The organism is Wolbachia endosymbiont (group A) of Sturmia bella (genome assembly GCF_964030905.1).
Classification (GTDB): domain Bacteria; phylum Pseudomonadota; class Alphaproteobacteria; order Rickettsiales; family Anaplasmataceae; genus Wolbachia; species Wolbachia pipientis.
The window spans coordinates 977,922-1,002,907 of the sequence record NZ_OZ034988.1; the positions used below are offsets into that span (position 1 = coordinate 977,922).

Below are 24,986 nucleotides of genomic sequence, written 5' to 3' on the forward strand. Positions count from 1 at the left end.
TAGAGTTATGGCATTAACAAATTATGAGTATAGAAAAGAGGATGGCATTTTTCATGCTATTTCAGAAGGATATATACAAGCTGAAAAATACTGGGGAATTCCTGGTGCTGCTGGTGGAGCTGGTCAGTACGCTATGCATAATAAAGGGAGAACAGCATTATTTCCGCTTGCAGTTGCAAGTGTTGTCTTTACAGCAATGCATATGAAAGCAGGCTTTGTTAGTGCAGCAGAAGCTTCTGGGTTTCTTGCTAAGACTGCCAGTTACTTTGTTGGAACAAATCAAGCAATAGCTGCTTCATTACCTGGATTTATCGGAACAGGTGTTGCTGGTCAGATAGTTGCGGGTGCCATAATGGCAATTGCTGCAGTTGCTGCTGTTTATGGAACATATCAAGTTGCCTCAAAATTAAAAGATGTTGCAGTTGAAGCATTGAAAGGGAAAAATCAGACAATATAATAATCTTCAACAAAATAAAAAGGGATAGGTTCCTATCCCTTTTTATAAACGTTTTCTATTTTTTGCATCGGTTAAGTGATGTCATCTAAGAATCTAGTTATTATAATTAACGGCACTTATTAGTATAAATGTTAAGAATAAGTAAATCCCGTTTACTATTTACGCCTATAGAAGTGAAAAGTATTTGCATATTATTAAAAAAGCGGTAACTTATTATCAAGTGAATTCGCTAAATTTGAGTAATTTAAATGTCTATTGATCTTAGTCTGCCGGAGTTGCCTATATTACACCCAAGGATTACCGTTGTGGGAGTGGGTGGTGCTGGTGGAAATGCTGTGAATAACATGATCCAATCTAATTTGCAAGGAGTGAATTTTGTTGTCGCAAATACCGATGCTCAAGCACTAGAAAAGTCGTTATGTGATAAAAAAATTCAGCTTGGCATTAATTTAACTAAGGGGCTTGGTGCTGGTGCTTTGCCTGATGTTGGCAAAGGTGCAGCAGAAGAGTCAATTGATGAGATTATGGAGCATATAAAAGATAGTCATATGCTTTTCATCACAGCAGGAATGGGCGGTGGTACTGGAACCGGTGCAGCACCGGTAATTGCAAAAGCAGCCAGAGAAGCAAGAGCCGCAGTTAAGGATAGAGCGCCAAAAGAAAAAAAGATATTGACTGTTGGAGTTGTAACTAAACCGTTCGGTTTTGAAGGTGTGCGCCGTATGCGCATTGCAGAGCTTGGACTTGAAGAACTGCAAAAATACGTGGATACACTTATTGTCATTCCAAATCAGAATTTATTTAGAATTGCAAATGAAAAAACTACATTTTCTGATGCATTTAAACTTGCTGATAATGTTCTGCACATTGGCATCAGAGGAGTAACTGACTTGATGGTCATGCCAGGGCTTATCAATCTTGACTTCGCTGATATAGAAACAGTAATGAGCGAGATGGGCAAAGCGATGATCGGCACCGGAGAGGCAGAAGGAGAAGATAGAGCAATTAGTGCTGCAGAGGCTGCAATATCTAATCCATTGCTTGATAATGTATCAATGAAAGGTGCGCAAGGAATATTAATTAACATTACTGGTGGCGGAGATATGACTCTGTTTGAAGTTGATGCTGCAGCCAATAGAGTGCGTGAAGAAGTAGATGAAAATGCAAATATAATATTTGGTGCTACTTTTGATCAAGCGATGGAGGGAAGAGTTAGAGTTTCTGTTCTTGCAACTGGCATTGATGGTCGCAATAATAAATCAGAAACTTCACCTATAAGTCAGAGCGAAGACTCAGAGAAAGAGAAATTTAAGTGGCCATATAGTCAAAGTGAAAGTACACAAGACAAAACACTGGAAACAAAACCAGCTGAACAGGTAAGCGAAGGAGCTAAGTGGGGCAGCAATATCTATGATATACCAGCTTACTTAAGAAGAAAAAAATAATGCAATTTTGGCTACTTAAGTCAGAGCCAAGTGAATACTCATGGCAAAAAATGGAAAAGGAGCAGGTAGTTGAGTGGGATGGTGTGCGCAATTATCAAGCTCAAAATTACATGAAAATTATGAAAGCAAGCGATCTTGCGTTTTTTTATCATACAGGTAAAGAGAAAGCAATACTTGGAATCGTTGAAGTATTTAAAGAGTATTATCATGTTAATGATCCCAAGTTCGGATTAGTGAATGTAAAGTTTTTGAAACCTTTAAATAACCAAGTAACGTTAAATAATATAAAACAAAACCCACTTTTGAAAAATATGACTATATTAAAACAACCACGTTTATCAATTGCCCCAGTTTCGGAAATTGAATGGAATGAAATAATAAGGATGAGTGATGTGTAATACCTGTCATTTCAGTTCCTAAATGATGTCATCTCAGCACACAACGCACAGCTGTATGAATATTTGTCTCGAAGGCAGTGCATTAAACGTTATAGCCGATTTTGCATCAAACACAAAGGTGTCATTCCAGTGCTTGACACTGGAATCCAGCCTTAATGCAACCACATTAAAGCCGTTGTGTTTTAATATAAGATTAGCTACTTTTATATTCACTAACTTGATGTCTAATCAAAATTCCTGGATCCCAGTGCCTAGACACTGGGATGACATCCTTCTAGTGTACAATATTCGTACAGTTGTGTACATGACACAAGGGTCTATAACTCTTCTTTTTTGGATTCCAGTGTCAGCTATTTGCATGACACCCTTACTGATGTGTCACTCATGTTAGAAGTAAATATTCTTGACAAGAAATGGTGCAGCATTATAGAAAATCCTAAAAATTTTGTATTAGGTGTCATCAATGCTTCTCTAAAAGAATTAAAAATAGACCACTATAAACCAAATATATCAATAGCTCTGGCTGATGATGACTTGCTACATCAACTTAATTTAAAATTTAGAGAAATGGATAAGCCAACTAACGTACTATCATTTCCGTATGAACAATTGTCTAATGAGTGCGATTTAGGAGACATAGCAATTTCAATAGACACAATAAAAAGAGAATCGCATGAGTATTATATACCCATTCTTGCTCACATTGCACACATGTTAGTGCATGGATTACTGCATTTACTTGGTTATGATCACCAAAAAAAAGATGAAGAAATTATAATGAAAAATCTAGAAAGAGAGATTTTAGCTTCGCTTGGCTACAATATGTGTGCGATTTAAAAGGAATTTAATAAAAATATAGTAGATGATAATAAAATATGTTATCTATAAAGGGTTTTAGCTATAAACAATAAAAGGTAAGTGATATGGTTCAGTTTTCTTTGCCAAAGAATTCTAAAATTAATCAAAAGGGCAAAATTTATCCTATTCCTGCTAGAGCAAAAAACATCAGAAGATTTCAAATTTACCGTTGGTCTGCTGATGACGAGAAAAACCCTAGAATAGACACATTTTTTATTGATATGGATAGTTGTGGCCCTATGGTACTTGATGCATTAATAAAAATAAAGGATGAAATAGATTCGACTTTAACTTTCAGACGTTCTTGTAGAGAAGGCATATGTGGATCTTGTGCCATGAATATTGACGGAATCAATACTCTTGCATGTACTAGATCTATACATGATATAAAAGGTGACGTAAAAATATATCCATTACCTCACATGTATGTAATAAAGGACCTAGTCTCGGATTTGAGCCAATTTTATGAGCAATACAAATCAATTAAACCTTGGTTACAAGCAGATAAGCCTGCCCTACCAAATAAAGAATACTCTCAATCTTCTGAAGATAGAAAAAAATTAGATGGCTTGTCCGACTGTATATTATGTGCTTGCTGTTCGACTGGTTGCCCAAGCTACTGGTGGAATAGTGATAAATTTTTAGGACCAGCAATACTATTACAAGCTTACAGATGGATTGCTGACAGCCGTGATAATAAGACAGGTGAAAGACTTGATGTTTTAAACGACCCATTCAAGTTGTATCGTTGTCATACAATAATGAATTGCACAAAAACTTGTCCTAAAGGACTTAATCCAGCAAGAGCAATAGCGAAAGTAAAACAACTCATGGTAGAGAGAGAAGGAGTTTAAGTATTATCTTTTGCATTCTTCGTAAGAGAACAGCAAACCTTCCGAAGCGTAGGGTATTGTTAATACCCTGAACGCTTTTCCGTTTGTGAAGTGCATCGTATCATCGTACGATTCAAATAATTTTTTGAACAACTCATGTCTTTGGTTACTAATAGTTTGAAAATCCTCTTTTTCTAAAAGCTTTTTAGATTCGAAGAGGTAAAGCATAACTTCGTGATAAGTTGGGTAAGATGCCAAAAATTTTGGGTCAAATTGAAAGGTTTTTATAAAAGCATTATTATAAAATTTTAGCTTTTGATTCTTACTATATATTACTATAGCAACCGGTAACCTCTCAAGCAAATTTTTCTGTGTAGCTAAATAACTGTTTAATTCAGTATATAATTTCTCTGCATCACTAACATCTTTCCCATACATTACTATGCTACCAGAACCTTGTATTGGAATTTTAACAAAATCGAAAACCTTAGGTTCGTTCTTATAAGTTATGACATGTCTTCCTGGTTTTGTGCTATGAGCGCTACCGGTAATAGCAAATTTCTTAGAACCATCTACATATTTATCATAAAACAAGTTATAAAATTCCACCTTTCTACTCTTGTTATATCTTAGTATTGGAAATGGTAAAGAGTTGAAAACGTTTTTATAGCTCTCCACTTCCTGTGTAAGCTTACTATTTTCTAACTCAAGTCCGTTAGCCTTTATCTTACAGTCTGAGACATTCCTTATCCATAACAGCACACCTATCACATTGTTAGAATCATCTATTATGCTTCTACCGTAACATATGCAATAAACCTCACTGTCTTTTGACTTTAAATCTAGAGTAAAAGATTTATTTATTTCCTTTGCCTCAACAAAATTTTTGATTAAGCTTTCTGATTGCTCAAAAAAATTCACAAACTCATTAAATGAGTAAAAAACAGTATTAAGCAAAATTAGTAAATTGGGAGAGAACTTTTCTATACGTTTTTTTGCATCCCAAATATAAAACCCATCATTCACAGTATCAATTAAATTATTTATGATAACATTTTGATGCTGTAAGTTCTTAATCTTATTACTAATTTTTAATTTAGAATAAGAGAGAAAGAATAATATTAGAATCAATATTAAAACCACTTCATACAAAAAAAACATAGCACTTTTAAAACAAATGTAAAAATTTGTAACCGCTCAGAATTATGCTGAAGAGGTATATAAGTAAAGATTGCCTAACATTTGAAAGCCCAATCTCTTATAAAGGTTCACAGAAGATTTCATACAATGTGCTACTATATATTTGCATTCAAGCTGTTTAGCTATCTTTATTCTTTCTAAAACCATTTGGGTACCTATTCCACGATTCCTGTAAATTGGTAAAACTCCATCACTATAAAAACCAGCTACGCTATCTTGAACATAAAGACCGCATGTCCCAATAATTTCATTATTTAGTGTTACAAGAAAAAATCTTAATCTTGAGTTCTTATCATCATAATTTGATAATCCGCGAAAAAATGTGCTGACAATTCCAACGCCATGATAAAAAATTTTAGAAGTGTGTAGATCTAACTGTTCTAAGAGGTTGCTACCATTCACAGCATTTAACCTCAAGTTTGGAATAACATCAGCAGGTAAAAAGTAATTTTTCATATTAAGTAAAGCTTTTTTTGGTGTGCTAACGTGTTTTATTTCACACTTTTCTAAAATATCTCTTATTTTCATATGTGAATTTATTACCCATGTTGCTTCTATATCTCTTGTTCTGAGATAATCTAGAGTTTTTTGTATAGAAAGCTCGGTACATTGATCTCCACAGAACACAAAATTAAATAATGACTCCCTGGTACCATTTATTGTAAATATGATGTTATCAAATTCATCGTGTACTTCCCACTCAGATAAATTCGCTGTGTACAGTATATAATCCTTTAGATTTTGAACAATTAAGCTTGAATAATAAATTTTTTTATCCTGCATACACCAACAATAAACAATAAAAGGCTCCTATAAGAACACAGGCTAAAATTGCAGCTATAACGTCATCTAGCATAATACCTAAAGGACCTTTGGTATTTTTATCGATTAAATTTATAGGCCACGTTTTTATTATATCAAAAAACCTAAAAGAAAAAAAGCACAACAACAATGAAGAACAATTCATCTCTTGGCTTAACAATATCGAAACTAAAAGTATCGTCAGCAATTGACCAACCACTTCGTCAATTACTACCTCTTTTGGATCACATGAAGTCTTGTAATGTTTTATATAATTACCTGTAGACCATAATCCAATTAAGAATAAAAAAGAAATAATTGCTGCACCTAAAATTTTGTTGCTCAGGGTTACAGGAACAAGCGGAAAAGAAGCCAAACTACCCACAGTACCTGGCATTTTTTTTACTGTTCCAGACAGCCACCACGTTGATATTAATTTATATAAAAATTTCACAATATATCCAAATACAAAATTAACTTATAAGAACAGAAAGAGTATCCTCTATAGAGGCGCTTTCATACAATAATCTATAGACCGCTTCACATATAGGCATTTTTATCTTTAGCTTTCCTGCTAAATTAAATATGGACTCAGCAGTGCTAAAACCTTCAATCACTGACTTGCCTTCTGACAAAATCTGCTGAACATTAAAGCCATTGTCACTATTACCTATTTTAAACCCAAAAGATAAGTTTCTTGAATTCAAGGATGTGCATGTCATAATTAGGTCACCCAGACATGCTGGCCCAAGTAGTGTATTTATATCCACACTACCGTCACCAATTTTTGCTGAGTATAAAGCCTTAATTTCGCTCATACTTTTCGTAATCAATGCTGCATGAGCATTAAACCCAAGTTTACTACCTAGAACAATCCCACACGCTATAGCAAAAACGTTCTTTAACGCTGCACAAATCTGTACTCCTATAATGTCGTTACTAAACTCCAATTTAACATTTTCTTGTTGCAGCTCTGATACTAGCTTTGAACCTAATGTGTTATTTTGGCATGCAAGAACCATTGAATAGGGTAATTTTCTTGCAACTTCTACAGCAAAGCTAGGACCTGAAAAAATAGCAATAGGATTGTTAGGTAAAATTTCATTTACTATTTCACTAGGTAATTTTAATGTAGACTTTTCTATTCCCTTACAAGCTAAAATTATTGCTACATCTTTTTTCAGATTACAATTATGCAATTGCTGACATACCTTCCTCAGAGACTGAGTGGGAACAGCGAGGATTGTTACTGAAGCATTAATTATGTCTTCAATAGCCAATTTTACTGACACATTATCAGAAATTCGACAACCGGGTAGCTTGTCACTTTCTCTTTTCCCGTTGATTGATTCAAATGTAGTTTCATTGTGAGTCCACAAAATCACATCTTTCTTACTACCTAATGAAATTGCGATTGCTGTACCCCATGCACCAGCACCTAAAATTGATATTGCCACACAATATTCCTGAAAATATTACTTATACTTTAAAATAGTAGGATAAGTAAATTAAAAATATAACACAGACATATAGAATAGTTAAATATTTATTAACCGAAGTATTCTTTTAATAATAGTAACTTTAATTCAATATTTACTAAAAATATTATTACTATCATGGTATGTCTATTATATTTTAGATCTATTTATATAACTTTGGAACAATATATTTACTATTAATTAATAAGTGTAATTTTGATCATTTGTTAATAAAAATTTGATTTATTACTTTCCTTAGTTATATATATTACTAAAATTATAAATTATTTATGGGGTGTAAAATATGCGTATATTATTAATTGAAGATGATCAAGTAAGTGCAAAGACTGTAGTTAACGCCTTAACTTCTGATGGACACTTCTGTGACGTTGTTACTTCTGCACAAGATTATAACAATAATATGGTTTCCTCAAACGGAGATTACTATGACCTAGTTATTTTAGATATACACTTACCTGGTGATATTGACGGATATGATATATTGTTAAGACTAAGAAGTGCAAAAATCAAAGTTCCTGTCTTAATACTTTCATGCATATCCGCTGTCAATCACAAAGCTAAAGGACTCGGGTATGGTGCCGATGATTACTTAACCAAGCCATTTCATAAAAGCGAGTTATTAGCTCGAATTAAGGCCATAGTGCGTCGTACTAAAGGCCATCCTGAATCGGTGATAAAGATTGGTAATATAAATATCAATTTTGATCACAGGGTTGTTGAGGTGAAAGGTAAAACGGTTCACCTTACTAATAAAGAGTATTCTATGATAGAATTGCTAGCACTGCGTAAAGGAACAGTACTAACAAAAGAAATGTTCTTAAATCATCTTTACAATGGCTTGGATGAACCTTCAGATAACAAGATAGTTGATGTTTTTATGTGCAAATTACGTAAGAAACTTGAAAGTGCAAATGATGGAAAAAGCCATATAGAAACCGTTTGGGGCAGAGGGTATGTTCTGAAAGAGTATATTGATGATGATGAATATTCTAATGTTAATGTAGGCGAAAGTAGTGATGGCTATCAAGCAGAACAAGTGAAGGACAACGCATGAAATGCCTACACATTTAAATATAGCATGGCTTATATCGCACGTATCATGTGAACGCCTAGGTGGAATATAAGCCGAGTTCTGTTTATGTAGCTATTTATCTGGAGTAAATGTCACCATTTACCGCATGCGATTTACCCGAGTAGATATGAGGAAAACATAAAATCTACTTCTATTTAATCTTGCTCCTAGTGTTGGTTACTTGACTACCAATGTTGCCATTGCCATGGTGTGCTCTTACCACACCTTTTCACCCTTACCTAAAAATATTTTAGGCGGTAATTTTCTGTAGCCCTATAACTGGAGTTACCTCCGGCGGGCATTACCCGTCACTATTTTTCCTTGGAGCCCGGACTTTCCTCTGCTATGTTTATCACACAACAGCAGCTACTTATTTCACCTAGGAATTATACTTTAACATGAAAATCACAAAAGCAAAAGACAATTTCCTAACAGTCTACATATTAAAAACATTTAGACAAATAGCTAAAGGTGATATTCCGGCACATCATCACTATCCCAAGATAAGCTTTTTTCACTTTTAGACTCCGCTTCAGTTAGTCAAGAGCCTGGTCCACCGCTTGAAGACGATGAGCTACTTCTTGATCGACTACTACTTTCTACTGATATACTATTTAGCACTGTTTCAGATTGATATATAGTTCGCATTCTGTTACCAGTGGTAAAAATTTCTTCATCGCTACTTGAAGATGATCGCCTTCTATAACCCAAATCAGTTAGTTCTAATACAGGAGCAGCATTACGACCCTTAACATATCTATATGCTATGAATCCTATAATTCCAACAATACCTATTGCTCCAACCAAAGATCCCCCTATCATTCCTGCCTTATTAGACCCTATAGCAAGTTGAGTAGGTTGTGGTGAAGAAGTAGACTGAGGAAGTAAAGTCGTGGTGAATATAGGAGTTGTTGACTCTTTTGTTCTAGTACTTGGTATACTAAATACTGTTTGTGTAGTTTTCTCTGAGCTTGTTGTTGGCGCAGTTGGTTCCACTGTTACTGTGCTTGTTTGAGTCGTTGACTCTGTTGAAGGTTTATTCGTTGTAGAAGTAGGTGCAACGGCTTCTGTTGTTGGCTTCACTGTTACTGTACTTGTTTGAGTCGTTGACTCTGTTGAAGGTTTACTCATCGTAGAAGTCGACGCACCAGTCGCTGCTGTAGGTTTTACAGTACTTATTTCAGTTTCCGAAGGCACATTAGTTGACGTTGCAGTAATCGTGGTTGCTTGTGAAGTAGCAGTTGTTTTTGTTGCTGTTGTTGGCTCCACTGTTACTGTACTTGTTTGAGTCGTTGACTCTGTTGAAGGTTTATTCATTGTAGAAGTAGGTGCAACGGCTTCCGTTGTCAATTTAGTAGTCTTCACAGCGTCGGTTTCTGCTGTGCTAGTAATTGCAGCAGTCGGCGTCTTCTTAGAAGTCACAACCGTTTCTGCAACAGTTATAGGAGCCACGGTACTACTAGAAATAATATCTGGCGTTAATCGACCGTTAATGATATTAACAAAATCACTGAGAGTTTTGATGCTATTTGCCGGTATTATTGTTGCTTCAGAAGATTTTCCAGAGCCGTTTTGATTAAAAGTTACAATATTTTCTCCACTTACCGCAGTTACGATAAAACCACCCTGACCGTTGCCTTTAATATATAATTGCTCTATAGGATCTGTAAATTGATAGATAGGAAAATCTGACACTGATCCATTTTTAAGTAGAGTTGCTATATGTAACCTCTGCTCATTAGCTGATTGGTCATTTTCAAGAAAAGCAACTAGATCATTTCCTTCCGTTTGTTCAACATACTGCAAAAAGCTTATTTCATGTTCTCTAGAAAGAGATAGTGCTTTATTATCTATTTGACCTTTTCGATTACCAAGTAAAAAGCCATTAACTCTATCCTTCAGACCCTGAATCACTTTAGCCATATCAAATTTAAAAATACGTGTTTTTCTCACCTCTTGATTTTCCTTAGTAATCCTTTTGCTCACTTGCGAATAAAGCATCGTGTTTCCATTTAATGCCAATTGCCCCTGATTATCAAAATTGAACAATTTTCTTTCTGTAACACCTTTTTCTCCAGTCAATACCTTAAATTTTCCGCTCTCGCTTGACTTTAAGTACCAAGAAACTAAAGTTTGATCCTTTAAGTTATGGGCGATTACAATTACGTCACCATTACCAACTTTCACTGCTCTTGGTTGAAAGTAACTATTGCCCACATTTGCAAGACTATTATTATCAATATTCTTTTGTAATTTTCTTTTATCTAAATGTTCAACTGAAGGAGTATTAACTGATTGTTTAATTCCGTAAGTGTTAAAAGATAAGCCTTTAACGCATTTTTCTCCTTCTTCGCTAATTCCTTCTTCAGGAAAGATAACTCCAACTTTATCTATTTCAGCTGAATCTTCTATTAATGTGAGAGATAATTGATCTTTGAATTCATTTGCTACGCTGATATTTGTACCACATTCGTATGTTTTTGATTGATATAATGGACTAATAAGTAATTTTACTTTACTGCTCCCATTACCATTATCTTGATAGCTGAGTCCGTAAGCAACTCCATTCCCCTCAATTAATTCTACGTTTGTTGGATTAAAACCTATCGCTTCTTTAATTTCCGGTGTATTTGAGTTGATCCCGAGCAATCTTCTTAATATAGACATAATTTTATTTAAAATATTAATAAAATGCTATTATGATTACTCCTGTGTGTTAATGTCAATGAAAATTTTAACTAAAATTAAAAAATTAATATAATATTTTATACTAAAAGGTAAATATAAGCTTGAAGAGGGCTAAGAAGCTTTATGCTATTTCTCAAAAAACCAACAATTGCAATCATTGGTTCTACAGGTATAATCTGTTAAAGTTTACACGAGTCTCATGAATGATAGAAAAAGAAGAGCAGTTTAGTTTTACATCAGAAAACCTCAAGAAAGCGGGAAAGTTTATAGAGATGTATCCCAAAGGTAGAGAAGGTAGTGCTGTTATGCCTTTACTATATCTGGTTCAAGAGCAATGCGGATGGGTTTCTGAATCTGCTATGCGTTATGTTGCTGATATGCTGCATATTCCACATATTCGTGTATATGAAGTGGCAAATTTTTACACCATGTATAATTTAAAACCAGTAGGCAAATATCTAATACAAATTTGTAGAACAACTCCTTGCTGGTTGTGCAATAGTGAAGAAGTTTTAAATACCTTTAAAAAAAAACTTGGAATCAATATCGGTGAGACTACTAAAGATAATTTGTTCACTTTAAAAGAAGTTGAATGCCTAGGTGCATGCGTTAATGCTCCCGTTGTGCAGATCAATAATGACTTCTATGAAAATCTTACTCCTGAGAAAGTAGAAAACATCATAACAGAACTTTCGGGCAAATAGATGAAAGAAGAATTTTCATTCAAGAGAATCAAGCAATCAGGTTCTGCAAGAGTTGGAACAATTAAAACTCCAAATGGAAGCGTAGAAACCCCCGCTTTTATATTCTGCGCAACAAAAGCTGCAATTAAAGCCGCAGATATTGAAAGAATAAGTGAAGCTGGTACCCAAATCATACTTTCCAACACCTATCACCTAATGCTTCAACCAGGAGAGAATACTGTTGCAAAACTTGGTGGTTTGCGCAAGATGATAGGATGGAATGGGCCAATGCTAACTGACTCAGGTGGATATCAGATATTTAGCTTAGGCCACGGATCAGTTTCGGAAGAGATAAAAGGAATAAGAAAAAAACAAAAAACTTTGATCAAAATTAATGAGGATGGGGCAATTTTCCGTTCTTACATTAATGGTAAAATTTATTGCTTAACTCCTGAAAAATCTGTACAAATTCAACAGAAATTAGGTGCAGATTTAATCCTAGTTTTAGATGAATGCACTCCATTTCACGTAAGCAAAGAATACACAGCAAAATCAATGCTCATGAGCCACAGATGGGCTGAACGTTCTTTAAATGAATTTGAAAAAAACAATAATGGCAAGCAGGCACTGTATGGAATTAGTCAAGGCGGAGTGTATCAAGATTTACGTAGAGAAAGTTGTGATTTTATCAACGATTTGCCATTTTTTGGTCAAGCAATAGGTGGATCACTTGGTCAAAGTAAAGAGCAGATGCATGATGTAGTTTCTTTCACTATGGACCACCTGAAAAAAGACAGGCCTACTCATTTGCTTGGTATTGGTGGAATTGTGGACATCTTCCGCGGAGTAGAGCTTGGAATTGACACGTTTGATTGCGTGCATCCAACCCGCTTAGCAAGGCATGGTGGCGCACTTGTTAAAGTAAAAAACAGAAATTCTATTTCTTCAAAGTGCAAAGAGCATATTAATTTGCGGAATCAACGATTTGAGCTGGACAACAACCCAATTGAAAGTGACTGTTTATGTTTTACCTGCAGAAAACATTCAAGAGCTTATATACACCATTTACTGAAAGCTAAAGAGCTCCTGGCTTACACGCTCGTTACCATTCATAATATTTTCTTTATGAATAAGTTAATGGCATCAATAAGGCAGGCTATATTAGATGATAGGCTAGATCGGGAGAAAAATAATTGGATTAGTGAGACACCACTACACTGTGAATTATACACCTAGTTCATATTTTTCTACGCTTATTTTATATTCCCTAAAACAGAAAAAGCCTTCCTCTTCCTACTCTTTCTTCCTTGGCTAATCCATAGTTAGCGTTTTTTGCACATGTGCGTTGCATTTTTTAATCTTCTTTAAAAACTTGACAATACATGACAACACTGGTATGTTAAAAATATAGTTTTTGTGAGGTATTTATGGTTAACAATAAAGAAAAACATCAAATAGCGTTTTGCGTTTCAGCCGTTACATTCTTAGCTGGGTTATCATTAATCGCAACTGCAATTGCAGTGGGTACCGTACCTGCTATAGCTGCTTGTCTAGTGATAGGAGGAATTTTGACTGTCTTGTCTGGTGTGCAAGCAGTAGAAAGCTATTTATTTTTACGAAACAGCGAGAAAACTTTGAATAAACTGATAAGTAATATACGCGATGAACCAGAAAGCAAACTTTTTATAGAAAGGATTTTGCAACCGTTCATTGAACTTTTTAGTGAGCTTAAGCAACATAATTAAAGTACACTAAGCTTTAAGCATAGAAACCACTTTATCGTAACTTGGCAATGATTCAATTTCTCCAATTGCAGCTAGAGTGGTTTTTTCATGCTGAGATAACAATTCTTCTGCTGCTTTTTTTACGTTAGCATTGGTAACTGCACTAATTTTTTCTATTAATTCATTTTTACTGATGTACCTATTATAGTTACCGTAGTAGTGTCCCAATGTTTCAGCACGTGAGCTAACACTTTCGCGTGACATTAAAATTTGGGATTTTACTCGCTCTTTCACTCTATTTACTTCTTCTTCCTTCAGATCATCTGTAGACAACTTCTTCAACTCTGTCGTTATAGATTTTAAAAGCTTATCTAAGTTACTACTGTCTGTACCAGCAAAAATGGAAAACATTCCTGTATTAGTATAGCTGGAATTAAATGAATAAACAGAGTAAGCTAATCCCTGCTTTTCCCTTACTTCCTGAAATAAACGTGATGACATTCCGCTCCCTAATATAGAATCAAGCACTTGAAACGTGTGATATTTATCGTCATGGCGAGAAACACTAGGTAGACCAATTAGCAAGTGTACCTGATCTAATTTACGATGTTCTAAATACTCACCACCAGTACAGCTCGCATTTTGGCTTTTTTTCAGCTTTTTAGAATGAATCTTTGAGAGAAAATCTTTGGTTAATGCAACAACTTCTTCATGTTCAACATTTCCTGCAACGGCAAATAGCATATTCTCACCAAAGTAATGCTCATTTATGTAATTATCTAGATCTCCTCGAGTAAAAGATTTTACAGTATCTTGCGTGCCTAAGATTGACCTACCAAATGGTTGATCTTTATAAGCTGCCTCAAAATATTTGTCGAAAATAATGTCACTTGGTGAATCATTAGTTTGAAAAATCTCTTGTATTACAACACCCTTCTCACGTTCCAATTCATCTTCTGGAAACGTGGAATTCATCAATATATCTATTAATATATCAATACCAGTTTTTATGTCTTTCTTGAGGACTTTTGCATAATAGGTGGTGCTTTCCCTACCGGTGCTAGCGTTGAAAACTCCACCTATGTCATCAAAAGCTTTTGCAATTTCAAAGGCAGTTCTTGTCTTCGTCCCTTTGAAAGCCATGTGTTCTAAAAAATGGGATATTCCATTTTGCTTTGCACTTTCTGCTCTACTGCCAACACCAACTCGTATGCTTAAAGCTACGGAATCAATATCACGCACCTGCTCAGTTATTATGCGCAGACCATTATCTAATTTTGTTACCCGGGGTATATTCATCTCATATATTCTTCTAAGTTCTCTTCTGCAAAATCCCAATTAATCAAATGATCAAGGAAAACTTTTATGTAGTCAATTCTACGGTTTTGACAATCTAAATAATAGGCGTGCTCCCACACATCCATAGTGAGTAGTGGCACTTGGCCATAAATTATTGGCAAATCTGCATTTGGAGTCTTGGTGATTTTGAGCTTTCCTAACCTACCTTTTTCGAGCACTAACCATACCCATCCACTGCCAAACTGGCTTACTCCATGACTCGAAAATTCTTCATAAAATTTATCAAAGCCACCGATATCGTCTTGAATTTTTTTTGCTAGAAGACTACCATCTTTAGGCTTACCACCACCATTTTTTTTCATTGAATTCCAATAAAAAGTATGGTTCCAAACTTGTGCTGCATTATTAAATATAGGCAAGTTGCCGCTATTACCATGCACTTTTGTTATTAATTCCTCAATTTTTACATGTTGATAATCCGTATTTTCAACTAGCTCATTGAGTTTATTTAAATATCCTTTATGGTGCTTATCATAATGAAAATCTAAGGTTTTTGCAGATATATAAGGCTCCAAAGCTGTTTTATCGTATGGTAATTCAGGTAAAGTAAAACTCATAAAAACCTCTTTATTTCTAACCTACTTGGATGGTAGGGCAATATATGCTTTTGTGCAACATATAATTAATAGCTAAAACATTTAGGTATCTATTGCATTATTCTAAATTATACTACAATAACGATTATTATATAAGCCATAGAAATGGATTAAATGCAAAAGTTACTTGACACCCTTCGCCAACCCCCTTATCATGATGTCTATAACAATGTTACAAAAAATAATATCATAGAATTCAGTAGGATTATTCCTAGGGTGTTTCTATGTTCCAAAAGAGGAAACTTAGAGGTTGTCCGGAAACAAGTAAAAGGCTATAATATCTGAAATTTTAGTACGGGGTAAAGATGAGAAAAAAGTATCCAACAGATCTAAGCGAAAGGGAATGGGCAAGAATAGAAAAACACTTCAGAGTATCATACAAGAAAGGAGGAAGGCTGCCAAAGTATAGCAAAAAAGAAATATTAGAAGCAATTTTCTATGTATTGCGTACAGGGTGTCAATGGCGGTATTTACCAAATGATTTTCCGCTATGGAAGACTGTGTATGAGCAGTTCAGGCAATGGAAGAAGCAGGGAATTTTTGAGAAAATGAATTATGAAATTACAAAATATAGTAGAAGAAAAATAGGAAGGAATGAGCAGCCGAGTGCCTGTATAGTAGATAGTCAATCTGTAAAGACTACAGAAAAGGGGGGATCAAAGGCTATGATGGAAGTAAAAAAGTAAAGGGTAGAAAAAGGCATATAATTACAGACACTCAGGGTTTTATACTAGGTTGTTACGTAGGCGCTGCTAACGAAAATGATAGAGATGGTATTAAAATAGCATTAAACAATATGAGAACAAAATATACTAAAGTTAAAAAAATGTGGGCTGACATGGGATACCAAGGAAGAAATTTAAAGAATCACACAAAGGAAGAATATGACATAGATATTGAAATTGTTAAAAGGCCTCCATGTAGATTTTGGGTGCACAAAGATACGCCACCTGAGCTACTACCAACAAGAGAACAAGGGTTTAAAGTACAGCCAAGAAGATGGGTTGTAGAAAGGACTTTTGCTTGGGTTAATAGGAATAGAAGGCTATCGAAGGAGTATGATTTACTCACAACATCCACTGAGAATTTCATATACCTAGCTATGAGTAGGGTTATGTTAAAGAGGGAATATGCTTGAATTTACTAGTTTCCGGACAACCTCTAAAGAAGCTTCAGAGTGGCGAAAGAGTGGTATCAATTGCATATGGTGACCATGTGGTGAGATATGCTGAAGTAGATATAAATGATTTACTAAGCTTAAGACAACGTATTAAGGCTGAATTGAAAATTGCAGGTATGAAGCCAAAGAGAAAAATTGTTTTTTCAACAAATAAAGGGGTTGACAAAATTATGTAAAAATGTTATAGTTTAGAGTTGATATCTTACAGTGAATAATATGGATCAAAGTCAAGGAAGGCTTAATGTTAATGTAAATTTTGAGGGGGAATTTGCTCAGTATCTTACAGAAATGGCAAAAGTTCAAAATAGAACTATTGAAGAAATTGTAAAAGATCTAGTAGAAGAAGAACTTGAGGTAAGTAAACTATCTGAAGGTGACGAAATGGATGAAGGAGAAATAGCTCTACTTGAACTTGCTGCTAAACGTAATGTTCCTGGAGCAAAAATAATTAGACATGAAGATATCAAGTGGGAATAATTTACCAAATTGGTTATTTAGAAGGTGTAGATACCGAAGATCTTCCTTCTCTTCCGAAAACAATACGGTTAAGGGTGCAAAAAGCTATAGAAAAACGTCTCACAATTATTCCTGATAAAGTAGGTGAGGCTTTATCGCATAAATGGGTAGGCTACTTTAGGTTGCGTGTTGGCGATTATCGAGTCATATACTTAATAGATAACTCAGAGCACATGGTCAAAATTGCAGCAATAGGACATCGAAAAGAAATTTATAAACGTAGTCCAGAGTAATGACTCTCTACATACAATCTGTTGACCAAATTCTCTAGCAACTTGCTATAATTTTTCAATGTCAAATTGTGCAACAACTTGTTGCATAATCAAAGAGGCAAAATGTTATTAAAATCATTCAAACAACTATTTAACAAACCAAAGATAAAAAGCTCAGCCTGGGATGCTGCAGGCTCAGGAAGAAGATTTTTTCACTTTCAACCAGAGTTAGGAAGTATAAACAATTTGCTGTCTCAAAACCTTGAAACTTTACGTAGTAGATCACGTGATATGGTGAGAAAAAATCCATATGCAGCAAATATTATTGATACAATAGTAAGTAACTCTATTGGAACAGGAATAAAACCGCAATCAAAAGCAAGGGGTGGGGAATTTCGAAAGAGGGTGCAAGAATTATGGCTAAGATGGACAGATGAAGCAGACAGTAACGGAGTAAGTGATTTTTATGGATTACAAGCTCTAGTATGCAGAAGTATGATAGAGGGAGGAGAATGTTTTGTACGTTTAAGAACGAGAAAGCTGGAAGATAGATTTTCTGTGCCATTACAACTGCAAGTACTTGAGTCTGAACATTTAGATAATAAAACAAATCAAACTTTAGGAAATGGTAATGTAATAAGAAACGGGATTGAGTTTAACAAGCTTGGGCAAAGAGAAGCATATTACCTATTTAAAGAACACCCTGGTGAAGGCTCATTTGGTGAATCAGTGAGAGTGCCAGCAAATGATGTTTTACATATTTATAGACCATTAAGACCTGGGCAAATTAGAGGAGAGCCATGGCTTTCGAGTATACTGCTAAAGCTCTATGAACTTGATCAATATGATGATGCAGAATTAGTGAGAAAAAAGACAGCAGCGATGTTTGCAGGGTTTATTACAAGGCTAGATCCTGAAGCAAATATTTTAGGAGAAGGTGAAAGTAATGAGCAAGGAGTAGCACTATCAGGTTTAGAGCCAGGAACAATGCAGCTTTTAGACCCAGGAGAAGACATAAAATTTTCAGAGCCATCTGATGTAGGAGGAAGTTATGAAGCATTCATGAGACAGCAGCTGAGGGCAATAGCAATAGGCACAGGGATAACATATGAGCAACTAACAGGAGATTTAACGGGCGTTAATTATTCATCCATTCGAGCAGGATTAATAGAGTTTCGTCGTAGATGTGCTATGCTGCAACACAACATTATGGTATTTCAATTTTGCAGACCAGTATGGAGTAGATGGCTAGAATTAGCAGTACTCTGTGGAGAACTGAGTATAGATAAAAAAGTAGCAAAAGCAGCGAAAGAAGAAGTAAAATGGATACCACAGGGATTTGATTGGGTGGATCCTTTAAAAGACCAGCAAGCACAACAAATGGCAGTAAGAAATGGATTTAAGAGTCGATCAGAAGTGGTTTCAGAGCTAGGTTATGATGTAGAAGAAATAGACCAAGAAATTGCAGAAGATCAAAGACGTGCTAGTTCCTTGGGTTTAAGTTTTGATTCCGACGTTACTACTAATCAAGAGATAATATGAAAAACCAAGCGATATGGCTAAACAGATGTGTAATGGTAGAACCAAGGAGTTTTGAATTACTGTCACTACAAACAGGAAAGCAGCCTATCTTTAAAAATATAAAACATGCGGTAAGAAATAGTGAAAGAGGAATAATACCAATACATGGAATCTTGACGAAAAAGTCAGAAGTTTTTGATGATGTATTGGGGATGACATCGTATGAGAAGATAAGTGAAGAGATAGAAGAAGCTTTAATAGATAAAGAAGTAGAAACAATAATTTTGGACATAGACAGCCCCGGAGGAGAAGTAAACGGTTTATTCGACCTTTCCGACTTTATTTACCAAGCAAGGAGAAAAAAGAGGATTGTGGCAATAGCAAATGATGATGCGTATTCTGCGGCGTATGCAATTGCATCAAGTGCTGAAAAAGTATTGGTAACTAGAACTTCAGGAGTTGGAAGCATAGGAGTAATAGCAAGTCATATAGATCAAAGTGGGTTTGATGAAAAACAGGGAATAAAATATACGACAGTATTTGCAGGAAGTAGAAAAAATGATTTAAATCCACATGAGCCAATAACTTCTGAGAGTTTAGAAAGCCTAAAAAGCGAAGTGAATCGTTTATATGGAATGCTGGTTGAGCTAATAGCACGCAATAGAAACCTTTCTGTAGAGGCAATAAAATCAACAGAAGCAGGGCTATATTTTGGCGAGAAAGCAGTAGAAATAGGTCTTGCAGATGGAATTACAATTCTTTCATCTATTAATAAAAACAGGAGTATTACTATGAATGAACAAACTACAAATAACGTAAAAGAAGAAACTGATAATTTAACCAAGTATCGTACTGAAGTTCTTGAATTAATACGTTTATGTAATTTATCGAAGATGCCAGAAAAGATAGGAGAATTTATTGAGCAAAGTGTAAGTGTTGAGCAAGCTAGGGAAGTTTTAATGGAATTACTTGCAGATAGAACAAAGAAGACAGAGATACTGAGTGCAATACCACAGAATTCAGGAGAAGAATTGATGATGCAGGTAGCGAAAAGTCGTAGGAGTTAAAGTATTTTTATAACCGCCGTATATAGCATTGATAAAAGTGGCGGTAAGCAGTTAAGGAGAGAAATTTATGAGTTGTATAAGCGAACAAAATAATCTGGGTGACTTATTAAAGTATGAAGCATCAAGTCTATATTCAAGAGATCAGATAACAGTAGCAAAAGGGCAGAACCTAAAGCTTGGTACAGTAGTGGCTCTCGATAAAGATAGCATGGTTAAGATAATAAATCCAACTGCCACAGATGGTACACAAACAGCAATAGGTGTAATAACAAGCGATGTAAATAGCAAAGATGGAGATACTAAAGCAATAATAATTACTCGTATTTCTCTTCTTGCTGATCATGCAGTGGTGTGGCCAGCAAATATCACTGAAGAACAGAAAGCTGCAGCAATAAAGCAACTTGAAGTACGAGGAATCATTGTCCGCAAGGGAGCTTAAAAAAACTATTAAAAATACAAAAGGGGGAAAATAAAAAATGCAAAATCCATTTACAAACACAGCATTTAGCATGACGGCACTAACAAATGCGATGAATATATTGCCGATAAATTATGGACGTGTTGAAAATTTAAACTTGTTTCCAAATAGGTCAGTAAGATTTAGACATATTACCATAGAAGAACATAACGGAGTTTTAAGTTTACTACCAACGCAAGTACCAGGGGCACCAGCAACAGTAGGAAAACGTGGCAAAAGAAAGGTAAGAACATTTACGATTCCACATATTCCACATGATGATGTAGTATTACCAGAGGAAGTACAGGGAATAAGAGCATTTGGATCAGAGAGTGAACTGAAAGCGCTGGCAGATGTAATAACGGACCATTTGCAATTGATGAGAAACAAACATGCGATAACGTTGGAACATTTGCGGATGGGAGCGCTGAAAGGAATAATTTTAGATGCTGATGGGTCAGAATTATTAAATCTGTACAACGAATTTGAAATCACACCAAAAGTAGTAAATTTTGCACTAGGAACTGCAACAACAGATGTAAAACGTAAGTGTCTGGAAGTACTCCGGCATATAGAAGATAATCTAAGTGGTGAATATATGACGGGAATTCATGCACTGGTAAGCCCTGAGTTTTTTGATGCATTAACTTCCCATAGTAAGGTGAAAGAGGCATATGAGAGATGGCAAGAAGGAGCAGCGCTAAGGAATGATATGAGGTCAGGATTTACATTCTGCGGAATCACATTTGAGGAATATAGAGGTCAAGCAACTGACCCTGAAGGAACCGTAAGAAGGTTTATAGAAAGAGATACAGGACACTGTTTTCCAGTAGGAACAGCAAGCACATTTACAACATATTTTGCACCAGCAGATTTTAATGAAACAGTGAATACTCTTGGACAGCCACTATATGTAAAACAAGAACCAAGGAGATTTGATAGAGGGACCGATTTACATACGCAGTCAAATCCTCTGCCAGTGTGCCACCGCCCGGCCGTTTTGGTCAAGATCGTTGCAGCATAACAATACTGGTAGAGTAACTACAAGGTGGTGAGGCACAGAACGACTCTACCGGTATGCGCTTTCTTAGCATGTAAAGGTTAGTATATCAAAAAGAAATATGCAAGAGAATATTAAGCGATTATTAGAAGATTGTCTTGCCCATTTAGGGGAGCTGGCTTTATATGAGTCAAAGGGTAAGTCATATATGGTGCAAGTACTAAAGCAACAGCCAGATAAATTATACGAGATTGGTGAAGGACAATTTGTGGGAAAGATGCTTTTTCTTGAGGTAAGCGTTTTTGATATACTGAGGCCAATTGTAGGAGATATTTTTGTTATAGGTGATTGCAAATACAAAATACACACACCACCACTTAGAGATAAATCTGGAATGGTCTGGCGAATCGAAGCATCTGAATGTCTGTTCATATAGAAGTTGAGGTAACAGAAAGTGTAAATGCTAAAAGAAAAAAAATAGAATTAGCAATAGTGAGAGCGTTAAACAGAACAGCACTATGGCTAAAATTGAAGACAGCAAAAGAAATTAGTGAGGAAAAGAAGATAAAATTAAGTTTGATAAGAAAGAGATTAAGAATTTTTAAGGCGAAAACTAGCAGATTAGAAGTGTTAATTAGAGCAAATCTCTATGACATTAGAGCATCGATAATTGGTAAAATACAAAAAACAAGAAGAGGATCGAAAGTAGGAAAGCATGAGTTTATAGGAGGATTTGCAGCAGTTATGCCAAAAGGAAATAACGGTATGTTTAAACGTGAAGGAAGAGCAGCATTGCCAATAAAGGAAGTTAAGTTGCCACTCGAACCTGAGGCTTCAAGGATAATAGGGAATCTTGTTAATTATGAAGTTGAAAAGGTATTTGAAAAATATTTTATACATTACATAAGTTAAATTATATGCATGACAAAGTTCTGGAAAGATTTACATAAAGCAATTTGCAGCACACTGAAGGAAGAAATACTGGCTATACAGACATGTGAAATTTATCCAGCAATAAGGAAAGAATTAGTAGCGCCAGCGTTATTTGTAGAGCTTGTGAGTTTAGAATCGGGAAAAGATCCAGGAACAGAAGAATTAGCACTGAAAGCAAGATTTGAAGCACGAATTGTGATTGATAGCACAATAGAAAATGCAGCTATTATTGTCAGAACATTAGCTGCTGAGGTGGCAAAAGTTGTAAACAAAAATACATGGAATATAAAAAATGTTTCACCAGGAGAATTTATCTCTGCAGAAATTGACGGATTTAGACCCGAATTAGATGCATATTTGGTGTGGATGGTTGATTGGAGTCATCAGCTTCATTTAGGTAAATCGATATGGACAGAAAATAAGATTAAGCCACATACGATTATAATAGAAGAAAATGTTAGAGAGTAATTTTGCAATTTCAGAGCTGCAAAGAAAGTTAGCAAACATTGTACGAATAGGAGTTGTAAAAGAAGTAGATTATGAGAAAGCAAAAGTAAGAGTGAAGATAGGAGAACTTTTAACAGATTTTCTTCCATGGATAACTTCTAGAGCAGGAGAGGAAAGAAGCTGGCTACCACCAAGCATAAATGAACAGGTAGTAATATTGTCACCATTGGGAGAGTTATCATTAGGAGTAGTACTAGCTGGAATATATCAGCAAAATTATTCTGCTCCAGAGAATAGTGAAATGATTAACAGTTTAGTATTTCAAGATGGAACAAAGTTATTGTATGACAAAGAGAGCAAGAATCTTGAAATTTCTGTAGTGGATAAATTAAATTTCAAAGTAGGAAAATCAGAGATAGAAATGACAAAAAGTGGAATAAAACTGAAAGCAGAAAGGATCGACTTAAATTGAACAAAGGAATAGTGAGGTTAGGAGACTACTGTGGAGAAGCTATACCACATTTCTGCATTAGCGGAAGTAATAATGTTTTTGTAAACGGTAAGTCAATATGTAGAAAAGGAGACAGTTTTAGTGAAGGAAAAGTAATGATTCAAGGATCAAAAACAGTGTTTGCAAATGGTCTTAGTGTAGGAAGAGTAGGAGATATAGTTTCATGTGGGTTTAAAGTAATAAAAGGCAGTGAAAGCGTCTTTGCAAAATAGAAATGAAGGGTATGGATGCTAAAACAGGAAAAACGTTAGAAGGAATAGAGCACTTAAAGCAGTCGATAATTGATATATTGACCACTCCTATTAACAGTAGAATAATGAGGAGAGATTATGGGTCAAGACTATTTGAATTAGTAGATAAGCCAATAAATAGAGATTTAACTTTGGAAATCTATTCAGCAGTAGCAGAAGCTCTACAAAGGTGGGAGGAAAGATTTAAGCTAGAAAAAGTAAAAATGACAGAGGTGAAAGAAGGAAAAGTAACGCTTGACCTAGAAGGATTATACTTACCAAGCGGGAAAAACATTCATTTTGATGAAATTGTAGTTTAAAGATGCAGCAGCTAAATATTGTAGAAAAGCCAAATTTCGAGGAAATCTTTTCAAGAATGAAAGAAGAGTTAGTCCGTAGAGATGAAACCTTTTCAGGATTAGTAGAATCGGATCCAGCAATGAAAGTTCTGGAGGTAGCAGCATGGCGAGAACTTTTACTCAGACAAAGGATAAACGAAGCTGTAAAGGGTAATTTACTTAAATTTGCAACGGGAGAAGATCTTGATAACTTAGCTGAATTTTATGGAGTAGAGAGAGAAAAAGAAGAAGAGGATGAAAGATTTAGAAAGAGGGTAAAAGCAAAAATAGCAGGTTGGTCAACAGGAGGAAGTAAGGAATATTATAAATATCATGCACTGTCAGCAGATAGTAGAGTAAAAGATGCACTAGTGGAATCACCTATACCAGGGAAAGTACAAATTTCAATCTTATCAACACAAACTGGCATAGTGTCAGAAGAGCTACTAGAAATTGTAAAAAAGCAGGTTACTAGAGATGATATAAGGGTTTTAACCGATACAGTAACAGTAATTGGTTGCAATATTACGGAAATAGATATCCACAGTAGAATGAGCATAAGTCCTGTAATATCAGAGGAAGAAATCAAGAAGCAGTTCATTAAGAAGTTTGAAGCAAATAGAAGGCTGGGATGGAATGTTACAAGATCTTGGATAATAGCAAATCTATTTGTAGAGGGTGTAGAGAATGTAGAATTAATAGAACCAAAAGAGGATGTTGTGGTACTGGGGAATGAGTGTGCGGTGCTTAGCTACGTCAAGTTAGATAGGATTTAAAACGTATTTTTTTGCTTTGTGCCAGTGAGAGGATTACGTGCAATAAGTGGTTTACTGGATAAAAACGACCAATGTTATGCAGACGAAAAGACTCTCCTTCTCCTAGCTGTTGCAACTTATTTTTTAAGGTATTAACAATATAGTCAAATATCAAAGAAAGTATTTTTAATACCGAGAATATTTTT

Annotated in this window: 32 protein-coding genes and 1 other RNA gene; 24 read left to right on the forward strand and 9 right to left on the reverse strand. The window is 35.2% G+C overall.

All coding sequences use genetic code 11. From position 1 onward, the window contains the following. The first annotated feature begins 7 nt into the window (after window positions 1-7). The 3 genes from ACQH3L_RS04575 to ACQH3L_RS04585 all read left to right on the forward strand — a co-directional run bounded on the left by ACQH3L_RS04575 (window position 8) and on the right by ACQH3L_RS04585 (window position 2,300). Complete coding sequence (locus ACQH3L_RS04575) at window positions 8-457, forward strand: hypothetical protein (RefSeq protein ID WP_425384664.1); 450 nt, start codon at window positions 8-10, stop codon at window positions 455-457. A gap of 248 nt (window positions 458-705) precedes the next feature. Beyond that, a complete protein-coding gene (gene ftsZ / locus ACQH3L_RS04580) occupies window positions 706-1,902 on the forward strand; it encodes a cell division protein FtsZ (protein ID WP_010962790.1) in 1,197 nt (398 codons plus the stop codon). After that, window positions 1,902-2,300, forward strand: a complete 399-nt coding sequence (locus ACQH3L_RS04585) for an EVE domain-containing protein (RefSeq protein ID WP_007549395.1) — start codon at window positions 1,902-1,904, stop codon at window positions 2,298-2,300. Before ftsZ ends, ACQH3L_RS04585 begins: the two co-directional genes overlap by 1 nt. Window positions 2,301-2,528: 228 nt before the next feature. On the opposite strand, the gene ACQH3L_RS04590 is transcribed toward ACQH3L_RS04585, so the two are convergent. Further along, a complete protein-coding gene (locus tag ACQH3L_RS04590; RefSeq protein ID WP_255322244.1) occupies window positions 2,529-2,660 on the reverse strand; it encodes a hypothetical protein in 132 nt (43 codons plus the stop codon). A gap of 24 nt (window positions 2,661-2,684) precedes the next feature. Here ACQH3L_RS04590 and ybeY point away from each other — a divergent pair, with 24 nt between their 5' ends. After that, on the forward strand, window positions 2,685-3,137 hold the full coding sequence (gene ybeY / locus ACQH3L_RS04595; RefSeq protein WP_010082473.1) for an rRNA maturation RNase YbeY: 453 nt from the start codon (window positions 2,685-2,687) through the stop codon (window positions 3,135-3,137). An 86-nt stretch (window positions 3,138-3,223) separates the two neighbouring features. After that, window positions 3,224-4,012 (forward strand): succinate dehydrogenase iron-sulfur subunit, encoded by a 789-nt coding sequence (locus ACQH3L_RS04600; protein WP_425384665.1) that lies wholly within the window; start codon window positions 3,224-3,226, stop codon window positions 4,010-4,012. Window positions 4,013-4,015: 3 nt separating this feature from the next. On the opposite strand, the gene ACQH3L_RS04605 is transcribed toward ACQH3L_RS04600, so the two are convergent. The 4 genes from ACQH3L_RS04605 to ACQH3L_RS04620 are packed head-to-tail and all read right to left on the reverse strand — an operon-like array spanning window position 4,016 to window position 7,449. Then, on the reverse strand, window positions 4,016-5,152 hold the full coding sequence (locus ACQH3L_RS04605) for a hypothetical protein (RefSeq protein WP_010962793.1): 1,137 nt from the start codon (window positions 5,150-5,152) through the stop codon (window positions 4,016-4,018). Between the two features lie 42 nt (window positions 5,153-5,194). Beyond that, window positions 5,195-5,974, reverse strand: coding sequence for a GNAT family N-acetyltransferase (locus tag ACQH3L_RS04610; protein WP_006280097.1), 780 nt, complete (start codon window positions 5,972-5,974; stop codon window positions 5,195-5,197). After that, window positions 5,964-6,446, reverse strand: coding sequence for a phosphatidylglycerophosphatase A family protein (locus ACQH3L_RS04615; protein WP_425384666.1), 483 nt, complete (start codon window positions 6,444-6,446; stop codon window positions 5,964-5,966). The genes ACQH3L_RS04610 and ACQH3L_RS04615 overlap by 11 nt, the downstream gene beginning before the upstream one ends. Before the next feature lie 19 nt (window positions 6,447-6,465). Further along, window positions 6,466-7,449 (reverse strand): NAD(P)H-dependent glycerol-3-phosphate dehydrogenase, encoded by a 984-nt coding sequence (locus tag ACQH3L_RS04620; protein WP_010962796.1) that lies wholly within the window; start codon window positions 7,447-7,449, stop codon window positions 6,466-6,468. Window positions 7,450-7,774: 325 nt separating this feature from the next. On the opposite strand from ACQH3L_RS04620, the gene ACQH3L_RS04625 reads away from it, so the two are divergent. Then, a complete protein-coding gene (locus ACQH3L_RS04625; protein ID WP_010962797.1) occupies window positions 7,775-8,545 on the forward strand; it encodes a response regulator transcription factor in 771 nt (256 codons plus the stop codon). A 51-nt stretch (window positions 8,546-8,596) separates the two neighbouring features. Here the strand turns inward: ACQH3L_RS04625 and rnpB are convergent. Together rnpB and ACQH3L_RS04635 are read right to left on the reverse strand one after the other, a co-directional pair. Beyond that, window positions 8,597-8,946: RNase P RNA component class A (gene rnpB, locus ACQH3L_RS04630), an RNA gene on the reverse strand. 157 nt (window positions 8,947-9,103) lie between these two features. Next, window positions 9,104-11,230: a hypothetical protein gene (locus ACQH3L_RS04635; protein ID WP_095742742.1), complete on the reverse strand. Its 2,127-nt coding sequence runs from the start codon at window positions 11,228-11,230 to the stop codon at window positions 9,104-9,106. A 224-nt stretch (window positions 11,231-11,454) separates the two neighbouring features. Between ACQH3L_RS04635 and nuoE the strand changes: the two genes are divergently transcribed. From nuoE to ACQH3L_RS04650, 3 genes are all read left to right on the forward strand, one after another. Next, window positions 11,455-11,955: an NADH-quinone oxidoreductase subunit NuoE gene (gene nuoE, locus ACQH3L_RS04640; protein ID WP_010962799.1), complete on the forward strand. Its 501-nt coding sequence runs from the start codon at window positions 11,455-11,457 to the stop codon at window positions 11,953-11,955. Next, complete coding sequence (tgt, locus tag ACQH3L_RS04645) at window positions 11,956-13,170, forward strand: tRNA guanosine(34) transglycosylase Tgt (RefSeq protein ID WP_010082445.1); 1,215 nt, start codon at window positions 11,956-11,958, stop codon at window positions 13,168-13,170. Between the two features lie 191 nt (window positions 13,171-13,361). Then, complete coding sequence (locus ACQH3L_RS04650; RefSeq protein ID WP_010082444.1) at window positions 13,362-13,679, forward strand: WD_0736 family protein; 318 nt, start codon at window positions 13,362-13,364, stop codon at window positions 13,677-13,679. A 6-nt stretch (window positions 13,680-13,685) separates the two neighbouring features. Here ACQH3L_RS04650 and ACQH3L_RS04655 read toward each other — a convergent pair whose 3' ends face one another. Beyond that, on the reverse strand, window positions 13,686-14,957 hold the full coding sequence (locus ACQH3L_RS04655) for a M16 family metallopeptidase (RefSeq protein WP_425384667.1): 1,272 nt from the start codon (window positions 14,955-14,957) through the stop codon (window positions 13,686-13,688). After that, window positions 14,954-15,574: a superoxide dismutase gene (locus tag ACQH3L_RS04660; protein ID WP_010082437.1), complete on the reverse strand. Its 621-nt coding sequence runs from the start codon at window positions 15,572-15,574 to the stop codon at window positions 14,954-14,956. Before ACQH3L_RS04660 ends, ACQH3L_RS04655 begins: the two co-directional genes overlap by 4 nt. 344 nt (window positions 15,575-15,918) lie before the next feature. On the opposite strand from ACQH3L_RS04660, the gene ACQH3L_RS04665 reads away from it, so the two are divergent. From ACQH3L_RS04665 to ACQH3L_RS04735, 15 genes are all read left to right on the forward strand, one after another. Beyond that, window positions 15,919-16,751, forward strand: a protein-coding gene (locus tag ACQH3L_RS04665) for an IS5-like element ISWpi1 family transposase (protein WP_425384643.1) whose coding sequence is annotated in 2 segments (ribosomal slippage) — window positions 15,919-16,288 and window positions 16,288-16,751 — 834 coding nt in all. Because the reading frame shifts where the segments join, the coding sequence is not laid out codon by codon here. Next, entirely contained in the window at window positions 16,748-16,969 is a 222-nt protein-coding gene (locus ACQH3L_RS04670) for a hypothetical protein (protein WP_425384668.1), read from the forward strand. The genes ACQH3L_RS04665 and ACQH3L_RS04670 overlap by 4 nt, the downstream gene beginning before the upstream one ends. 40 nt (window positions 16,970-17,009) lie before the next feature. After that, the gene (locus tag ACQH3L_RS04675; RefSeq protein WP_012673197.1) at window positions 17,010-17,270 is read left to right on the forward strand and encodes a hypothetical protein; all 261 of its coding nucleotides are present in this window, start codon (window positions 17,010-17,012) and stop codon (window positions 17,268-17,270) included. Further along, on the forward strand, window positions 17,261-17,542 hold the full coding sequence (locus ACQH3L_RS04680) for a type II toxin-antitoxin system RelE family toxin (protein WP_010962706.1): 282 nt from the start codon (window positions 17,261-17,263) through the stop codon (window positions 17,540-17,542). The genes ACQH3L_RS04675 and ACQH3L_RS04680 overlap by 10 nt, the downstream gene beginning before the upstream one ends. Window positions 17,543-17,644: 102 nt before the next feature. Continuing rightward, window positions 17,645-19,063, forward strand: coding sequence for a phage portal protein (locus ACQH3L_RS04685; RefSeq protein WP_070356858.1), 1,419 nt, complete (start codon window positions 17,645-17,647; stop codon window positions 19,061-19,063). Then, window positions 19,060-20,109 (forward strand): S49 family peptidase, encoded by a 1,050-nt coding sequence (locus tag ACQH3L_RS04690; RefSeq protein WP_425384669.1) that lies wholly within the window; start codon window positions 19,060-19,062, stop codon window positions 20,107-20,109. The genes ACQH3L_RS04685 and ACQH3L_RS04690 overlap by 4 nt, the downstream gene beginning before the upstream one ends. Before the next feature lie 67 nt (window positions 20,110-20,176). Next, window positions 20,177-20,548 (forward strand): head decoration protein, encoded by a 372-nt coding sequence (locus ACQH3L_RS04695; protein WP_425384670.1) that lies wholly within the window; start codon window positions 20,177-20,179, stop codon window positions 20,546-20,548. A 37-nt stretch (window positions 20,549-20,585) separates the two neighbouring features. Continuing rightward, window positions 20,586-21,590: a major capsid protein gene (locus ACQH3L_RS04700; RefSeq protein ID WP_425384671.1), complete on the forward strand. Its 1,005-nt coding sequence runs from the start codon at window positions 20,586-20,588 to the stop codon at window positions 21,588-21,590. Window positions 21,591-21,687: 97 nt separating this feature from the next. Further along, window positions 21,688-22,002 carry a head-tail joining protein gene (locus tag ACQH3L_RS04705; RefSeq protein WP_425384672.1) on the forward strand — a complete coding sequence of 105 codons (315 nt, stop codon included), beginning with the start codon at window positions 21,688-21,690 and terminating at the stop codon, window positions 22,000-22,002. Continuing rightward, entirely contained in the window at window positions 21,987-22,478 is a 492-nt protein-coding gene (locus tag ACQH3L_RS04710; protein WP_425384673.1) for a phage tail protein, read from the forward strand. The genes ACQH3L_RS04705 and ACQH3L_RS04710 overlap by 16 nt, the downstream gene beginning before the upstream one ends. Before the next feature lie 9 nt (window positions 22,479-22,487). Next, window positions 22,488-22,967 (forward strand): hypothetical protein, encoded by a 480-nt coding sequence (locus ACQH3L_RS04715; protein ID WP_425384674.1) that lies wholly within the window; start codon window positions 22,488-22,490, stop codon window positions 22,965-22,967. Next, complete coding sequence (locus ACQH3L_RS04720; protein WP_047759504.1) at window positions 22,954-23,418, forward strand: phage baseplate assembly protein V; 465 nt, start codon at window positions 22,954-22,956, stop codon at window positions 23,416-23,418. The genes ACQH3L_RS04715 and ACQH3L_RS04720 overlap by 14 nt, the downstream gene beginning before the upstream one ends. Further along, on the forward strand, window positions 23,415-23,669 hold the full coding sequence (locus ACQH3L_RS04725) for a PAAR domain-containing protein (RefSeq protein WP_425384675.1): 255 nt from the start codon (window positions 23,415-23,417) through the stop codon (window positions 23,667-23,669). The genes ACQH3L_RS04720 and ACQH3L_RS04725 overlap by 4 nt, the downstream gene beginning before the upstream one ends. Window positions 23,670-23,671: 2 nt before the next feature. Then, the gene (locus ACQH3L_RS04730; protein ID WP_264376986.1) at window positions 23,672-24,007 is read left to right on the forward strand and encodes a GPW/gp25 family protein; all 336 of its coding nucleotides are present in this window, start codon (window positions 23,672-23,674) and stop codon (window positions 24,005-24,007) included. Window positions 24,008-24,009: 2 nt separating this feature from the next. Further along, window positions 24,010-24,801 (forward strand): baseplate assembly protein, encoded by a 792-nt coding sequence (locus tag ACQH3L_RS04735; RefSeq protein WP_425384676.1) that lies wholly within the window; start codon window positions 24,010-24,012, stop codon window positions 24,799-24,801. Window positions 24,802-24,986: the final 185 nt, after the last annotated feature.

Coding starts and splice junctions, on each gene's coding strand:
- ACQH3L_RS04585 (WP_007549395.1), top strand. CDS start 1,902: ATGCAATTTTGGCTACTTAAGTCAGAGCCAAGTGAATACTCATGGCAA.
- ACQH3L_RS04705 (WP_425384672.1), top strand. CDS start 21,688: ATGCAAGAGAATATTAAGCGATTATTAGAAGATTGTCTTGCCCATTTA.
- ACQH3L_RS04625 (WP_010962797.1), top strand. CDS start 7,775: ATGCGTATATTATTAATTGAAGATGATCAAGTAAGTGCAAAGACTGTA.
- ACQH3L_RS04685 (WP_070356858.1), top strand. CDS start 17,645: ATGTTATTAAAATCATTCAAACAACTATTTAACAAACCAAAGATAAAA.
- ftsZ (WP_010962790.1), top strand. CDS start 706: ATGTCTATTGATCTTAGTCTGCCGGAGTTGCCTATATTACACCCAAGG.
- ACQH3L_RS04605 (WP_010962793.1), bottom strand. CDS start 5,152: ATGTTTTTTTTGTATGAAGTGGTTTTAATATTGATTCTAATATTATTC.
- nuoE (WP_010962799.1), top strand. CDS start 11,455: ATGATAGAAAAAGAAGAGCAGTTTAGTTTTACATCAGAAAACCTCAAG.
- ACQH3L_RS04675 (WP_012673197.1), top strand. CDS start 17,010: ATGGATCAAAGTCAAGGAAGGCTTAATGTTAATGTAAATTTTGAGGGG.
- ACQH3L_RS04720 (WP_047759504.1), top strand. CDS start 22,954: ATGTTAGAGAGTAATTTTGCAATTTCAGAGCTGCAAAGAAAGTTAGCA.
- ACQH3L_RS04690 (WP_425384669.1), top strand. CDS start 19,060: ATGAAAAACCAAGCGATATGGCTAAACAGATGTGTAATGGTAGAACCA.
- ACQH3L_RS04650 (WP_010082444.1), top strand. CDS start 13,362: ATGGTTAACAATAAAGAAAAACATCAAATAGCGTTTTGCGTTTCAGCC.
- ACQH3L_RS04700 (WP_425384671.1), top strand. CDS start 20,586: ATGCAAAATCCATTTACAAACACAGCATTTAGCATGACGGCACTAACA.
- ACQH3L_RS04635 (WP_095742742.1), bottom strand. CDS start 11,230: ATGTCTATATTAAGAAGATTGCTCGGGATCAACTCAAATACACCGGAA.
- ACQH3L_RS04655 (WP_425384667.1), bottom strand. CDS start 14,957: ATGAATATACCCCGGGTAACAAAATTAGATAATGGTCTGCGCATAATA.
- ACQH3L_RS04610 (WP_006280097.1), bottom strand. CDS start 5,974: ATGCAGGATAAAAAAATTTATTATTCAAGCTTAATTGTTCAAAATCTA.
- tgt (WP_010082445.1), top strand. CDS start 11,956: ATGAAAGAAGAATTTTCATTCAAGAGAATCAAGCAATCAGGTTCTGCA.
- ACQH3L_RS04730 (WP_264376986.1), top strand. CDS start 23,672: ATGAAGGGTATGGATGCTAAAACAGGAAAAACGTTAGAAGGAATAGAG.
- ybeY (WP_010082473.1), top strand. CDS start 2,685: ATGTTAGAAGTAAATATTCTTGACAAGAAATGGTGCAGCATTATAGAA.
- ACQH3L_RS04695 (WP_425384670.1), top strand. CDS start 20,177: ATGAGTTGTATAAGCGAACAAAATAATCTGGGTGACTTATTAAAGTAT.
- ACQH3L_RS04660 (WP_010082437.1), bottom strand. CDS start 15,574: ATGAGTTTTACTTTACCTGAATTACCATACGATAAAACAGCTTTGGAG.
- ACQH3L_RS04590 (WP_255322244.1), bottom strand. CDS start 2,660: ATGCAAATAGCTGACACTGGAATCCAAAAAAGAAGAGTTATAGACCCT.
- ACQH3L_RS04600 (WP_425384665.1), top strand. CDS start 3,224: ATGGTTCAGTTTTCTTTGCCAAAGAATTCTAAAATTAATCAAAAGGGC.
- ACQH3L_RS04735 (WP_425384676.1), top strand. CDS start 24,010: ATGCAGCAGCTAAATATTGTAGAAAAGCCAAATTTCGAGGAAATCTTT.
- ACQH3L_RS04710 (WP_425384673.1), top strand. CDS start 21,987: ATGTCTGTTCATATAGAAGTTGAGGTAACAGAAAGTGTAAATGCTAAA.
- ACQH3L_RS04575 (WP_425384664.1), top strand. CDS start 8: ATGGCATTAACAAATTATGAGTATAGAAAAGAGGATGGCATTTTTCAT.
- ACQH3L_RS04715 (WP_425384674.1), top strand. CDS start 22,488: ATGACAAAGTTCTGGAAAGATTTACATAAAGCAATTTGCAGCACACTG.